Consider the following 14,797-nt stretch of genomic DNA (forward strand, 5'->3'; position numbering starts at 1 on the left):
GAAGCGCAGCGTAGCCTGGGGGTGAGCCACAATTTTTATGAAACCCTTTCTCCGCCAACAGCTTGAGCGCTACGCCTTTCGCCTTGCCGAACTCGACTTTCTGCTGTCCCGCGAGGACATCATGGGCGACATGAAGCAGTTTTTGCTGCTGTCACGCGAACACACTGACGTGGGCCAGGTGGCGGCCCGTTTTGCCCGCTACACCCAGCGCGAGTCCGACCTTGCCGCCGCGCAGGAAATGAAGAGCGACCCCGACATGGCCGAGATGGCCGAGGAAGAAATCACCTCCGCCCAGGCCGAGCTGACCCGGCTGGAGGCCGAACTGCAGCGCATGCTGCTACCCAAAGACCCGGACGACGCGCGCAATGCCTTCATGGAAATCCGCGCCGGCACCGGTGGTGATGAATCTGCACTGTTCGCCGCCGACCTGCTGCGCATGTACACCCGCTACGCCGAGCGCCAGGGCTGGAAGACCGAGATCGTCAGCGAGTCGCCGAGTGAGCTTGGTGGCTACAAGGAAGTAGTGCTTCGCATCGAGGGTGACGGCGTCTACGGCCAGCTGAAATTCGAGTCCGGTGGCCACCGCGTGCAGCGCGTGCCGGCCACCGAAACCCAGGGCCGCATCCACACCAGCGCCTGCACCGTAGCGGTGCTGGCCGAGCCGGACGAGCAGGAAGCCATCAAGATCAACCCGGCCGACCTGCGCATCGACACCTACCGAGCCAGCGGCGCCGGCGGCCAGCACATCAACAAGACCGACTCGGCTGTACGCATCACCCACATACCCACCGGTATCGTGGCCGAATGCCAGGATGGCCGTAGCCAGCACAGCAACAAGGCCCAGGCCCTGAAGGTGCTGACGGCGCGCATCCATGAAAAGGACCGCTCAGAACGCGCCGCCAAGGACGCCGCCGAGCGCAAGGGCCTGATCGGCAGCGGCGACCGCAGCGACCGCATCCGCACCTACAACTTCCCGCAAGGCCGCTGGACCGACCACCGTATCAACCTCACGCTGTACAAGCTGCTGTTCATCATGGAAGGCGACCTGGCCGAACCGCTGGGCGCGCTACGTGCGGCGCAGGAAGCCGAACAACTCGCTGAACTCGAAGTCGGCACTTAAACCCCAAGGACCCCATGGCACGCTCCATCAATAAAGGCCCCAAGCCCAGCGGCGGCTACGCCAAGGTCTCCAGCAAATCGCTGAAAGACGCGCAGGAGAAAAGCGCCAAGCGCATGGCCCCACGGCCCGAACACCCCGGACTGGGCAAAGTGGCACGCGCCGCCCGCAAGCCTGTCGCCTCGGTGTACGGCGATACCGTCGCCACACTGCAAACCGCCTTGTTGAGCGCACAAAAGCACGGCATCGACAAGCTGGATGCACGCATGCTGCTGCTGCATGTATTGGGCAAAAATCCGTCCGATGCCGCTTGGCTGATGGCCCATAACAACAACACCTTGAATCCGCTGCAGGCCGCAGCCTTTGGCACGGCTTGTACCCGCCGCCGCGCAGGCGAACCCGTGGCCTATATCACCGGCCAGCGCGAATTCTTTGGCCTGACGCTACAGGTGGATGCACGGGTACTGGTACCGCGCCCCGACACCGAAACCCTGGTGGACTGGGCGCTGGAACGCCTCCAGGGCCAGGCCACGCCCCAGGTACTGGACCTGGGCACGGGAAGTGGCGCCATCGCCCTGGCCATCCAGCACGCCACGCCACAGGCCCAGGTCACGGCGGTAGATGTCAGCGCCGATGCCCTGGCCTTAGCCCAGGCGAATGCACAACGGCTGGTGCTGCCGGTGCAGTTTCTGCACAGCAGCTGGCTGGCGCAGGTGTCTGGTCGCTTCGATCTGATCGTCTCCAACCCGCCCTATATTGCCGATGCGGACCCGCATCTGCCCGCCCTGGTACACGAACCGCTGAGCGCCTTGACCGCCGGTGCTGATGGGCTGGACGACATCCGCCAGATCATCGGCCAAGCGCCCGCACATCTGCAGGCCGGCGGCTGGCTGCTGCTGGAACACGGCTACGACCAAGCCGCCGCTGTGCGCGCTTTGCTGGAACAGAATGGCTTTACGCAGGTGCAATCCAGGCAGGATCTAGCTGGCATAGAGCGCTGCAGCGGTGGTCAGCTGCCCGTCTGAAATTTATAAGATATTGGCCGCTGGCGCAGATAGAACCTACGCCAGAAGCTACATAAAACATAGCAACCAGCCCTAGCCCATGTGGGGGCACAGCAGCGTACGCATTCCGCCGCAACGTGCGCAGTGAAATAATAGCGGTTTGATTTTCAAGGAGCCCCGCCATGAGCGACGCACAACAACGTATTGATGCACTGGTCAAATCCAACGACGTACTGCTATTCATGAAGGGCAATGCCAGCTTCCCGCAATGCGGTTTCTCGGGCCGCGCGATCCAGCTGCTGAAAGCCTGTGGCGTGGATGCCAAAACGGTCAAGACCGTGAACGTGCTGGAAGACGACGAAATTCGCCAAGGCATCAAGGAATACAGCAACTGGCCCACCATCCCCCAGCTCTACGTCAAGGGCGAATTCGTGGGCGGATCGGACATCATGATGGAAATGTACGAATCCGGTGAACTGCACCAGGTGCTGGGCACCAAGGCCGCCTGAAGCCCAGCCAACCGCCTATGTGGTGCTGAATCCACATAGGCTGTAATAAACGGTACTTTTCCACGGGTTCCACCATGGTGTGCTGGCACGGCTTATGCTGAAATGAAGCTGTGCCAGCAACCAAGGAGTCTTTCATGGAATCCCGCAGTCTTGTTCCGCATGTACCGCAGTTTCAACTGCCCGTCGCCAATGTGCGCAGCGTCTTCCAGACGCAAGAAGTCGAACGCAAACTGGCCAAACTCCCCAGCCGAGAGCACGAAAACCTGCGCAGCACCTACGAGCGCATGCTGGAGCGCGGCCCCGAACGCTTCCAGGTCAAGCCCTCAGGCGTGCCGGAGATGTCGGCCCTGTACCAGGCCCTGCCGAACTTCACCGACGTGCTGGACGACGTCAAACGCCATGTGGCCCTGAGCCAGGACAGCCGCGATGGGCTGGAGGTCACACCCATTCTGCTGCTGGGCCTGCCGGGCATAGGCAAAACCCATTTCGCCAAGAAGCTGGCCGACCTGCTGGGCACCGGCATGAACCTAGTCCCCATGAGCTCCATGACGGCGGGCTGGCTGCTGTCCGGATCGTCATCCCAATGGAAAGGCGCCAAACCCGGTAAGGTATTCGAAGCACTGATAGACGGTGAATATGCCAACCCGGTGATCGTGGTGGACGAAATCGACAAAGCCAGTGCCGATGCCCAATACGATCCCTTGGGCGCACTCTACAGCTTGCTGGAACACGACACGGCGCAGAACTTCATGGACGAGTTCGCCGAAGTCGCAATCGACGCCAGCCAGGTGATCTGGATCACCACGGCCAACGACCCGCGCGGCATTCCAGAGCCGATTCTGAACCGGATGAACGTGTTTGAAATCGAGCCGCCCTCACCCGAGGCCGCGAGGCAGATTGCCAATAACCTCTACCAATCCATCCGCTCGGAGCATGGTTGGGGTGAGCGGTTTGCACCCGAACCGAACAGCGATCTGCTGGACGCCCTGGCAGAACTTGCCCCGCGTGAAATGCGCCGTGCGCTGATGACCGGTTTTGGTAATGCCCGCCTGGATGGACGCGATGCCATCAAGGTAGACGACCTACCCCGTGCCTCGCAACACAAAAGCCGCATGGGCTTTATCCAGTAAGGCCCCAGGCCACTTAGTTGGCCTTTTGCCGCTGTAGCAGCTGCGCGACAAAGTTGGACGGAATCGCATAGCTGATGCCAGAGGGTTGGCTGATCGCCGACTCTTTGGTACCTTTGACAAACACCATATTGACGATGCCCACCACTTCGCCGGTCTCGGCATCAAACAGCGGGCCACCACTGTTGCCCGGATAGGCCGTGCCATCCAGCTGAAAAATATCAAAGCTGCCGTCACGCAAACTACGGATAGAACGCTCGGTCAGCTGCGCACCCGTGGCCGCTGGCAACACGATCGCTGTAATCGATGACACCATGGCGCGATGGGTCACCGAAGAAAAACCCAGCGCCCCTCCAATGGGAAAGCCCATGAACGCCACGGACTGCCCTTCACGCACACTCTTGGAGTCACGTAAATTCAGTGCGGCAACCGGCGCGCCTTCAAACCGTAGCAAAGCCAGATCGTGGACGCGGTCCACTTCCAACACCGATGCGGCGCGCATCTGCAGCTCCCCTTTGGAATCTCGTATCTGCAACGCCAAACTGGCTCCTGCAGGATCCTCTGCCGGCCCCATCAGTACGTGGGCATTGGTGACAGCAAGATTGCCGTTCTCAACCACAAACCCCGTTCCGCGCAAAGAAAATCGGGGACTGTTGGTACTCTTGTAATAGCCCACGATAACAACCGAGGGCTTTACGCGGGGAATCACATCAGCCAGTTCGGCCTGTGCGGAGCCCTGAACAAAAAGTGCAAGCAAAACCACATAACGAAAATATGCGCATATTTTCATGCGATTGACTATTCGTATAAGCAGAGAAGCTGATTACACATCAAAGTGTCTTGAGTGCAGACTCGACCTCTTCATGCGAAGCAAAATCCTTACCCAATTTATTCAAGTCTTCCAACAAGGATTTGGCTTTTTGTTTATCACCGGATTTGATATATATTTTTGCCAAATTCAGCTTGAGCACTGCATTACCAGGCTGCAGCGATAAAGCCTTGTTTTCTATCTCAATTGCTTTGGCGTAATCACCCTTATCAGCCCACAACATGGCCAAAGTATCCATGAAGGAGGGTTGATTTGGTATCAAATTGATAGCCTTTTCGGCAAAACCTATAGCCGAATCTTTTTTCAGCTGACCCGAAACCCACGCCAAATTATTGTACGCAAGAGCATTAGAGGGCTGCAATTGCACAACATTGGTGTAATATTTTTCAGCAACCGCATAGTCTTTTTTTGCCAAAGCATCATCAGCCATATACAACATAAAAGCTGTATCTTTTGGATGCTCCTTGAGCCAAGTTGCTATAAATTTATCAGCATCTTGTTTGTTGCCGGAAGCCACCAGAGCTGCGTGTATTTTTATAGCAGCTCCCAGCGAGTTGGTTTGCTTCAATCCCAATCGGTAAGCTGCAAGCGCTTCATCCCACTTCTTTTGTTCGGAAAATATATCACCCTCCAGGATATATCCGATATTTTCTTTGGGGCGTTGTCGCTGTATCGTTCTCGCAGTAGTAATCGCATTTTGATAGCGATCAGAGGTCGCATCCAAGAACGCCAGAGCACGCTGAGCATCCAATAGGTCAGGTTTCAACTCCAATGCCTTCTGTAAATTTTGAACTGCTGCTTCTTTGTTTTTGGCAGCCAAATTTACATTCGCCAAACGCATCTGAGGCAAAGGAGACAAAGGTTGCAAGGTTGCTAATTTATTGAAGGTTGCAATCGCCTGGTTTGTATCTCCAGATGCCTGCAAGGCACGTCCAAAGGCGTCTAACAATTCAGGACTTTCCGGCAATGCCGTTGTCGCATCCTGGGCCGTTGACAAAGCCGCTTTGGCATCCTTGTTTGCCAGATAATAATCCACCAACAAAACACGTGGTGCTGGATTTGATGTATCCGCAGAAATGGCATTCGCAATCAATTTGGAGACTTCTTCCTTGCTGCCTCCGGCTTCTTTACGAACCTCGGCCAGCGCTAGCAAAGCCTGCATATTCTTTGGATCCTTCGCAAGAATCGCGTTAAATCGCTTAGATGCCTCATCCGGCTTTTTTTCCGCAATATCCAGAGCGGCAAGACTTGCTACAGCGGGAAAATAATTGGGATTTAATTTGGAAGAAGCTTCAAAACTTTTTCTTGCCGCAGCCACATTACCCTGTGCAAATAGTATTTTGCCGCGTAAATTTTGTGGAATAGGGTTTTCGGGAACCTTTTTCTCCATCGCAGAAATCGCGGCCAAGGCTTTATCGTAATCCTGCTTGCGTAAATACTCTCCAATCAGCGCCATATCGGCACTAATTCCCTTATCAGATGCAGAAATATCACGCAACTCCACAAATGCAATGTCGCCTTCGCCGGCAGCCATATGCGCCAAAGCCAACGATGTCCTCTTCATTGCATTTTTGGGATCGACCTTGGAAGCCTTTGCAAAATAATCAACCGCCTTCTTGACATCTCCATTTTGCATATAGGCTTCACCAGCCACAGAGTACAGCGTGACATCCACAGGCTCCTGACTTAATGCCGGCTCCAATGTAGCGATCGCCTTGGATACCTGCCCCGTGCGCAGATAAACCATAGTCAACATACGACGCGCCAAAGAAAGCTCTGGCGCGGCAGTCAAGGCCTTGTTTAAATAGATTTCCGCCTGCAACATTGAATTCAACTGAAATTCAATAGCCCCGGCTAATTGCAGGCCACGCGTATATGTAGGAGCAACCTTCAGCAGTTGCTGAGAAAACTCTCTTGCCGCCTTATAGTCTTTCTTCTGATAAGCCAACTGGGTTTCAAAATATTTGACTTGTGGACTATTGGGGGCGATCGCTTTCATCGCCTCCAATTTCTTAGCAGCTTCGTCTAATTTTTCCTGCTGCATCAACAGCACCAGCATACCCATATAGCCAGGTAAATAACTGGGCTTGGCCTGCACCGATTTTTCATATAAAGCCAGAGCTGCATCCTGATCATTGGATGCACTCAACACCAAATCACCCTTCAGCTTCAAAGCATCGGCATTATTGGGGGATTTTTTAATAACCGCATCAATCGATGCCAGAGCGCCCGGCATATTATTTTTAGCGGCCTGCCGACGGACGCTCATGATCAAAGCATCGACATTTTCAGGATCTTCGGCCAAAGCCGCATCCAACGCCGCCTGCCCGGCCCCCGCCATTCCTTGCTCAAAAAATGCCGTGCTCAACGCTAGCTGCAACTCAACTTTTGCAGCAGCAGTTTCAAGCTGGGTCTTCGCAAAACTGTCGGTAACTTTCTTGAATTTGCCCTGGGCCAGCGAAGCTTTCGCAAGCTCCGGCACGACCAGATCGTCGGAATACTTCAAAGCCCGAGCCTTATCCAACTCCACCTCGGCTGCTGCCGAGTCGCCTAAATTCAACAGTGTTTTACCCAATAAAAATCGAGCCTCAGGCAAATTGGGGTTAATTTGCAACGCATTTTTAATTTGAATGATTGCAGCTTTTTTCTCATTTTTCTCCAGGCTTTGCTTCGCAGAGGCCAGATAATTCTCAGGCTTGTCATTGCCACAGGCAGTCAAAAATGCAGCCACGGCCACCGCACACAAAATACCACGAGAATTTTTATATCGCTGAATCATTATTACATCCAAACAAAATCAAAATGCATGCACTTTTACTTCAGACCTAGCCGATGCATAATATCGTACAAGGTTGGTCGACTTACGCCCAACAACTCCGCAGCTTTCACGATATTTCCATTTACACGCCCTAGTGCTGAAATAATTGCATTTTTTTCTGCACTCTCACGCACGGTACGTAAATCCAAAGAATCATCAGCTGCTTCAGAAACAACAGATTCCAACCCCACGTCTTCCGGAGTAATCTTGTTTCCATCCGCCATAATTACTGCACGCTTGATGCAGTTTTCCAACTCCCGGATATTGCCTGGCCATGTATGGTTCTCTATAACCCGTACACATTCCTCGCTCAAATTCAACGAGCCGCGATTTTGCTCACGCGCAAACCTGCGTACAAAAGAATAAGCCAACAAAGCTGCATCACCATTGCGGGCGCGCAATGGTGGAATATTGATGACAATTTCAGCCAAGCGGTAATACAAATCCTCTCTGAACCGGGACTCTTTGCTCAAGGCTTTCAAATCCTGGTGGGTCGCACAAACAATCCGTACGTCAACCGGAATCTCTTGACGTCCCCCCACCCGTTCAATAGTCCGCTCCTGGATGAAACGCAGCAGCTTGGCCTGCAGGGAAAATGGCAAGTCCCCGATTTCGTCCAGCATCAAGGTGCCGCCGTTGGCCATCTCGATCTTGCCGAGCGTGGTCTTAGCCGCACCGGTGAACGCACCTTTCTCGTAACCAAATAACTCGCTCTCCAGCAGGTTCTCCGGAATGGCCGCGCAGTTGATGGCAACAAACTTTTCGCCCTTGCGCTGCGATGCCTGGTGGAGTCCCCGCGCCAGTACTTCCTTGCCGGTACCACTTTCACCCAGCAACATGACGGTAGCCGTGGTGTTGGCAACCTTCTCAATCGTGCGGCATACGCGCAGCATCTCGGGGTCACGCGTCACCAAGCCCGCCAAGGCGTCTGGCTGGTACATCTCCTGCAAACGGCGATTTTCTTTTTGCAGTTCGAACATGCGAAACGCACGGTCAATCGTCAAATTGAGCAACTCCGGCTCAAACGGTTTGGCAAAGAAATCGTAAGCGCCCAATGCAACCGCCCGCAAGGCGTTGGCCTGGTCATTCTGCCCCGTCAAAACGATGACCTTGGTATCGGGTTCCACCGCCAGAATCTGCTCCAGCAATTTAAAGCCCTCGCTCACGCCGTCAGCGTCCGGCGGCAGCCCCAGGTCCATGGTGACCACGGCCGGGCTGTGCCTGCGCAGTTGTACCAGGGCACTGTCTCGGTCGTTGGCGGTCACCGACTCAAATTTGTCCACGGACCACTTGATCTGCTTCTGCAGCGCGAGGTCGTCCTCCACAATCAACAGGGAACGGGCGTTATCACTGCTCATATCGCCCCCATCTCATGCAGGTCAGAACCTTGATGTACCTCGAACAACGGCAACAAAATTGTCACAAGCGTTCCTTTGTTTTGCGCGCTGCTTACCAAAATCTTCCCCCCCAATTCCTGCACATACTGAAAGCTTTCATAGGCGCCAATGCCCATACCCGCCTGTTTGGTTGTTTGAAATGGCTTAAAGAGCCGTTCTTGCACAAACTCTTCCGACATACCGTGCCCCGTATCGCCTATTTCCACCCGGGCCTGGCCGCTGGCGCGGTCCAGTTTGACCCATACCCGGCCTGATGGATCTGTGGCATCGAAAGCGTTCTGCACCACGTGACCGATGATGCGCTCAAGGCGCTCCTCGTGCCCACGCGTAAGAACCTTATCGATCAATTCCACCTCCAACTGCCGACCTCGTTTGAGGGCCACAGAAGCAATGCGCTGAACAATAATAGCCAGATCGACCCCGACAACGGTTCCCGGCGGTGTGGCACCTTCGCGCAATTGGAGCATCAGCTGGCGCATTCTGTCTAATGAATTCTCTACCGTCATCAGCATGTCCTGCTGAAACTCCGGGTTGTCGTGCAGACGCTTGGCATTCTTCAACATCAAGGACAGCTGGGTGACAATATTCTTGAGGTCGTGAACCACAAAAGCCGACATGCGGTTGAAGGCGTCAAACTTGCGCACCTCCAGCAAGGCCTCCGTAGCCCGCATCTGGGCCAGGTAGCTAGCCGCCTGGCGACCGGCGGTTTTCAGCAAATCGTTGACCTCCCAGTTGACGTCAATATTGGTGCGCGCACTGGCCAGCACCACAAAACCAATCATCTCCCCCCCTGCTGTCAAGGGCACGATCAGCCAGGCTTGCGGCAACTCCTGCAACCAGGTTGGCAATTTCAAATCGCCATAGCGTTTGGAATAAGTACGAAACTCTTCCAGATTGATCACCCAACCGCTGCTGGCCAGGAACTGGCAAAAAGAAGACTCCGCCTCTTCCTTGACCGGGCTGGATGCCAGGTTCCAGCAGGCCGTCTGGCGGAATGCAGCTTCGCTGCCGCTCTTCATCCACAGGCTGCCGCCCGGGCTTTCCAGCATGTCCGCAAGTGCCCGCACAACCTGCTGGCCCATGTCATTCGGCGATTGGTTGCTAGACAAGGTTTGGGTGAACTTGAGCCATTCTTCCCGATAGTCATAGCGGTAGCGAAAGAAGTGCTTGCCCACAAACACTCTCAGCTTGGCCCGGAACGCGCCCGACAGGGTCAGCACCAGAAGTGCAATCAGCGCAGAAAAAACCAGCCCCTGCTGCAAGGCGCGCCCCCATTCGCCACCAAAGTAGCGTACGTAATAACCCACCGCTGAAATGAAGATCAGATAAGCCCCCGCCACCAGCAAAGTAGCGGAATGGAAAGCGGCCTTTTGCGAAACCCGGATATTCGCGATCCAATCGCTGCGCCGCAGGGTGGACAGCAGCAACAACACCACCATCAGACCATGGACCGCCCCCCGAATACTGAGCGCATCGAGGTCAATCCGTTTGAACAGCACGGCCTGGGAATACAGGTACAGGTCGAACAGGAAGATGCCTGCAATCCCAAGACTCAGCGGCTTGATGTTCCAGCGCGAATCCTCGCTGACATTGCTATAGACCTGCTCCAGCAAGACCAGCCCCATCACCGGCAAAGCGGTTGCAGCCATCAGATACAACCAAACCGCATCTCCGAAATAAGTGACTTGGAACACCAGCAATAGCGGAGCAGCCACAGCAAAACATAAGGCCGCCAAAGTCACCCATGGCAACCAGCCCATGCCGGGGGGATATTGACCTTCACGGTTGGCACGGCATAGCGACAGCATGAAGCCAAACCAGCAAGCGTAACGCGCCACATCCGCCAACCCGCCCAATAGCTGCCACACCGCTTGCGGGTGCGAGCCAAATACAAACTGCAGCCAGCCCCACACGGCCGTGAAGCCTACCGCCGCCATCAGATAGACCGAGGATGCATGGCGGGGTGCACGCCAGTAGCCAAGGCCCAACAGCCGCATGCCGAAAGCGGTGTACACCACCGCAGCCAGTGCATAACCCAGAGAGGTCAACGTAGTGGTTTGGCTATCCATGCAACAGAACGCGGGGTACGGTGGATAAGCGCGACAGCAGGCGCTTATGGTTCAGCGGGCGCCTTTTGCCAGCAACACCACGCCCACGGTTTCAAAAAGAATGACGATGTCCAGAAACAGCGAGTGGTTCTTGACGTAATACAGGTCGTACTGCAGCTTCTCAGCCGAATCTTCCAGTGTGGAACCATAGTGATAGCGGACCTGGGCCCAACCCGTCACGCCGGGTTTCACGCTTTGACGCACGGCATAGTAAGGAATCTGACGCGTCAACTGGTCCACAAAGTAAGGCCGCTCCGGCCTGGGGCCGACCATGCTCATGTCACCGTTCAGCACGCAGAACAGCTGCGGCAGCTCGTCAATACGCACCTTGCGGATGAATTTGCCGACCTTGGTCACACGGTCATCCTGGGCAGCGGCCCAGCGCGGGGTGCCGTCCTTCTCGGCATCGGTACGCATGCTGCGGAACTTGATGACATTGAACAGTCGGCCATTGAAGCCCACGCGTTCCTGCCGGTAGAAAATCGGCCCGGGACTCTCCAGCATCACCAACAGCATGGTGACCAACATGATCGGCAAGGTCAGCAAAATCAGCACCACGGCACTGAAAATATCAAACAGGCGCTTTACCGCCGAGCGTAAGCCGCCTTGACTGAAACCATCGCCAAAAATCAGCCAACCGGCGTTAACGGAATCCAGCCGAATCTGGCCCTTGGTCTTCTCAAAGTGCGTGGCCACGTCCACCACCCGCACACCATGCAACTTGCAGTCCAACAGCTCACGCAAAGGCATGCTGCCACCGCGGCGCTCCACCAGGGCCACCACGATCTCGTCCACCTCCAGCTCCAGCGCCGTATCGGTCAAGGATTTGTGCTTGGACAAAATCCCCCAGGCCGACACCTCGGACTCCGCCTCATTCGGGCTGGCGTAATAGCCCACCACGTCCACATGGGGGTCTTCATTCTTCAGCGTCTTACCCACCAATGCCGCACGCGGTCCCGTGCCGAATACCAGCACACGGTGGCGCATCATGGACTGGGGTGTGGAATGGGCTACATAGACCCGGTGCAAGAGCACGAAAACGAAACCGGCCATGGCCGCCATGGCCAGGTTTTCCCGGCTCGCCAAGCTGCCCGGGAACAAGGAAAACACCGCAAAAGTCAACGGTACGGCGAACACCAGCGACAGCATGGCCCGTGCGCGTGATTGGTTCAAGGACCGGTTATGGATACGCTGGTAAAACCCCAGAGCCGAATTGATGACCAGCATGCCCAGTGACAGCAGACTGGCCTGCCCCAGCAGAGCCACAACCGAGGTCAAATCCTCACCCCGCCAAACCACCACGACCAAAACTGCAGCAATGACCAAACCCAGGTCAAGAAATATCTGCAAAAGTGTTTGTTTATGCAGGTAATGGTTAAAAAGTTTAATCACGACCGCCCCCTAGTAACAACACGCAGCTACCCACTGGTCTGTGACGGGACACGCTATTTTGCGAAGGGGATACCGAAGCCAGCGCAAACGTGGTCTGCGGGCCATTCTGCAGGGGAAAATTCATCGAATGTCTTGAACTACGGAGTTATTCTTATTCGCTTTACAGCATACTTTCATCGATTTTTCGGTGATCACAAAGCTGCCCTCTCTTGCTGCGTATTCTCCATTATGGGCTGTTTTTGATACATATCGATTCAATGCCGGATGTAACAGGCGGCACATCGCAACATTCAAACGCCCTCACTCCGTCCAACAGGCGGAATGCCCACGCGCACACGGCAAAATCCAGCCGTATGGATACACATGTACTGGTCGCCGGTGGCGGCATCGGAGGAATGGCAGCGGCACTGGCTTGCAGCCTTGCGGGCCAAAAAGTCACCTTGTTTGAACGTGCTAGCACCTTCAGCGAAGTTGGTGCAGGCATACAGATAGGCCCCAACGTCGTGCGCCAGCTATACCAATGGGGACTGGACGAGGCCTTGCAGGGAGTGGTCGCTTTTCCGAACCGGCTGCAGGCCCGCGATGCACGCAATGGCGCGGAGCTAGGCGTTCTGCCTCTAGGGCAGACCATGCAGCAGCGCTACGGCGCCCCTTACGCCACGGTGCACCGTGCCGACCTCCACACCCTGCTGCACACGGCAGTGCAACAGCGAACCGACGCACAGCTGCACACGCAGCGCACCCTAAAGCAGTTCCAGCAAAATGACGGCGGCGTACAGGTAGGCTGGACAGAGCACGCCGGCACTGCCACCAACGACCATGCCGGTCATGTGCTGGTCGGAGCTGATGGCCTGTGGAGCCCCGTGCGCCAGTGGCTGCTGCATGACGGCCCACCGCGCGCCACCGGCCACCTGGCCTACCGAGCCCTGGTGCCCCAGGCCCAGCTGCCGGCACATCTGCGCTCCCAGCAGGTCACGGCCTGGCTGGGCGACAAGCTACACGTGGTGCAGTACCCCGTACGCCGGGGTGAATGGCTGAATGTGGTGGCGATTGTGCAAAGCCCCTGGCCCGGGCCCGGGCCCGCCGACAGTCTGGAGCAATGGGACCACAGCGCCAACGCCGCCGACCTGCGTGCCAAGCTGACCCAGGCCTGCGCGCCACTGCAAGACCTGGTGCAAGCCATAGACAGCTGGCGCCTGTGGGTGCTGTGCGACCGCCCGCCCATGGTCGACGCGCACCAGCATGCGCAAGGCCGGGTGGCGCTGCTGGGCGATGCGGCCCACCCCATGCGCCCCTACCTGGCCCAGGGCGCGGGTATGGCGATTGAAGATGCCGCCGCGCTGGCCGCCGCGCTGGGCTCGGGCCAGCCTATCCCTGCCGCACTGCAACACTATGCGCAACAGCGCTGGCAGCGCAATGCCCAGGTCCAGGCCCGGGCCGTGCGCAACGGCCAGATATTCCACGCCACCGGCTTGGTACGCTGGGGCCGGAACCGCGCCATGCAGCTGGGGGGAGAACGGCTGATGGACCAGCCCTGGCTGTACGGCTACACGCCACCTGCGCCGTAATTGCTACAAACTTCATAGCTCCCAGCGCAGGTAATATCTGCGCCAGCGGCCTGAAAAGCTTACAAGTTGGTACGTAGCGTCCAGATCTCCGGGAACAGCACCACGTCCAGCATCTTGCGCAGATAGCTCACGCCGCCCGTGCCACCCGTGCCGCGCTTGAAGCCAATCACCCGTTCCACCGTGGTGACGTGGCGGAAGCGCCAAAGGCGGAACGCGTCTTCCAGATCGGTCAGCTTCTCACCCAGTTGGTAAATGTCCCAGTGCTCGCGCGGGTCGCGGTAGGCCACCAGCCAGGCCTGCTCCACGGCGGCGGCGGCCACATAGGGCTGGGTCCAGTCGCGCTGCAGATGGTCCGCCGGAATGGCCAGTCCACGCCGCGCCATCAGGCGCAGCGACTCGTCGTACAGCGAAGGTGCCTCGTACGCGGCCTGCACCAGCGCCAGCAAATCCGGCCGGTGCGCATGCGGCTTGAGCATGGCCGCATTCTTGTTGCCCAGCGCAAATTCGATGCAGCGGTACTGCGCACTCTGGAAGCCGCTGGAACTGGCCAGGTAGGGCCGCATGGCGCTGTACTCGGGCGGCGTCATGGTGGCCAGCACGTCCCAGGCATGGACCAGCTGGGCCATGATCTTGGACACACGGGCCAGCATCTTGAAGGCGCTGTGCAGATCGTCCGCCGCCACACAGCGCATGGCCGCGTGCAGCTCGTGCAGCATCAGCTTCATCCACAGCTCGCTGGTCTGGTGCTGAACGATGAACAGCAGCTCATCGTGCGCGGGCGACAAGGGCTTTTGCGCGCCCAGCAAGGCGTCCAACTGCAGGTAGTCGCCGTAGCTCATGGACTGGCTGAAGTCCAGCTGGGCTCCCTCCTGGCGAACGATGTCTATAGATTTTGTCATGGTATTCAATCAGTTGAGGACAGAGCAAC

At 56.8% G+C, this 14,797-nt stretch carries 11 protein-coding genes; 5 read left to right on the forward strand and 6 right to left on the reverse strand.

Translation table 11 applies throughout. The features are described from left to right. Window positions 1-37: 37 nt before the first annotated feature. From prfA to AC07R0_RS17925, 4 genes are all read left to right on the forward strand, one after another. Complete coding sequence (gene prfA / locus AC07R0_RS17910) at window positions 38-1,120, forward strand: peptide chain release factor 1 (protein ID WP_495105837.1); 1,083 nt, start codon at window positions 38-40, stop codon at window positions 1,118-1,120. A 14-nt stretch (window positions 1,121-1,134) separates the two neighbouring features. Further along, entirely contained in the window at window positions 1,135-2,142 is a 1,008-nt protein-coding gene (gene prmC / locus AC07R0_RS17915) for a peptide chain release factor N(5)-glutamine methyltransferase (protein ID WP_495105838.1), read from the forward strand. Between the two features lie 161 nt (window positions 2,143-2,303). Then, complete coding sequence (gene grxD, locus AC07R0_RS17920) at window positions 2,304-2,630, forward strand: Grx4 family monothiol glutaredoxin (RefSeq protein ID WP_495075054.1); 327 nt, start codon at window positions 2,304-2,306, stop codon at window positions 2,628-2,630. 134 nt (window positions 2,631-2,764) lie between these two features. Beyond that, window positions 2,765-3,760, forward strand: a complete 996-nt coding sequence (locus AC07R0_RS17925; protein ID WP_495075055.1) for an AAA family ATPase — start codon at window positions 2,765-2,767, stop codon at window positions 3,758-3,760. A 13-nt stretch (window positions 3,761-3,773) separates the two neighbouring features. Here the strand turns inward: AC07R0_RS17925 and AC07R0_RS17930 are convergent, their stop codons facing one another. From AC07R0_RS17930 to AC07R0_RS17950, 5 genes are read right to left on the reverse strand one after another with little or no spacing between them, the layout of a single operon-like run. Beyond that, window positions 3,774-4,547 (reverse strand): S1C family serine protease, encoded by a 774-nt coding sequence (locus AC07R0_RS17930; protein WP_495105839.1) that lies wholly within the window; start codon window positions 4,545-4,547, stop codon window positions 3,774-3,776. A 40-nt stretch (window positions 4,548-4,587) separates the two neighbouring features. Beyond that, a complete protein-coding gene (gene prsT, locus AC07R0_RS17935) occupies window positions 4,588-7,365 on the reverse strand; it encodes an XrtA/PEP-CTERM system TPR-repeat protein PrsT (protein ID WP_495105840.1) in 2,778 nt (925 codons plus the stop codon). Between the two features lie 35 nt (window positions 7,366-7,400). After that, entirely contained in the window at window positions 7,401-8,762 is a 1,362-nt protein-coding gene (gene prsR / locus AC07R0_RS17940; protein WP_495075058.1) for a PEP-CTERM-box response regulator transcription factor, read from the reverse strand. Next, on the reverse strand, window positions 8,759-10,870 hold the full coding sequence (prsK, locus tag AC07R0_RS17945; protein ID WP_495105841.1) for an XrtA/PEP-CTERM system histidine kinase PrsK: 2,112 nt from the start codon (window positions 10,868-10,870) through the stop codon (window positions 8,759-8,761). The genes prsR and prsK overlap by 4 nt, the downstream gene beginning before the upstream one ends. Before the next feature lie 51 nt (window positions 10,871-10,921). Next, a complete protein-coding gene (locus AC07R0_RS17950) occupies window positions 10,922-12,259 on the reverse strand; it encodes a TIGR03013 family XrtA/PEP-CTERM system glycosyltransferase (protein WP_495075060.1) in 1,338 nt (445 codons plus the stop codon). 395 nt (window positions 12,260-12,654) lie between these two features. On the opposite strand from AC07R0_RS17950, the gene AC07R0_RS17955 reads away from it, so the two are divergent. Continuing rightward, window positions 12,655-13,869 carry an FAD-dependent monooxygenase gene (locus tag AC07R0_RS17955; protein ID WP_495105842.1) on the forward strand — a complete coding sequence of 405 codons (1,215 nt, stop codon included), beginning with the start codon at window positions 12,655-12,657 and terminating at the stop codon, window positions 13,867-13,869. 59 nt (window positions 13,870-13,928) lie between these two features. On the opposite strand, the gene kynA is transcribed toward AC07R0_RS17955, so the two are convergent. Next, complete coding sequence (gene kynA, locus AC07R0_RS17960; protein ID WP_495105843.1) at window positions 13,929-14,768, reverse strand: tryptophan 2,3-dioxygenase; 840 nt, start codon at window positions 14,766-14,768, stop codon at window positions 13,929-13,931. Window positions 14,769-14,797: the final 29 nt, after the last annotated feature.

The sequence above is a fragment of the Rhodoferax sp. GW821-FHT07F03 genome (assembly GCF_059418745.1).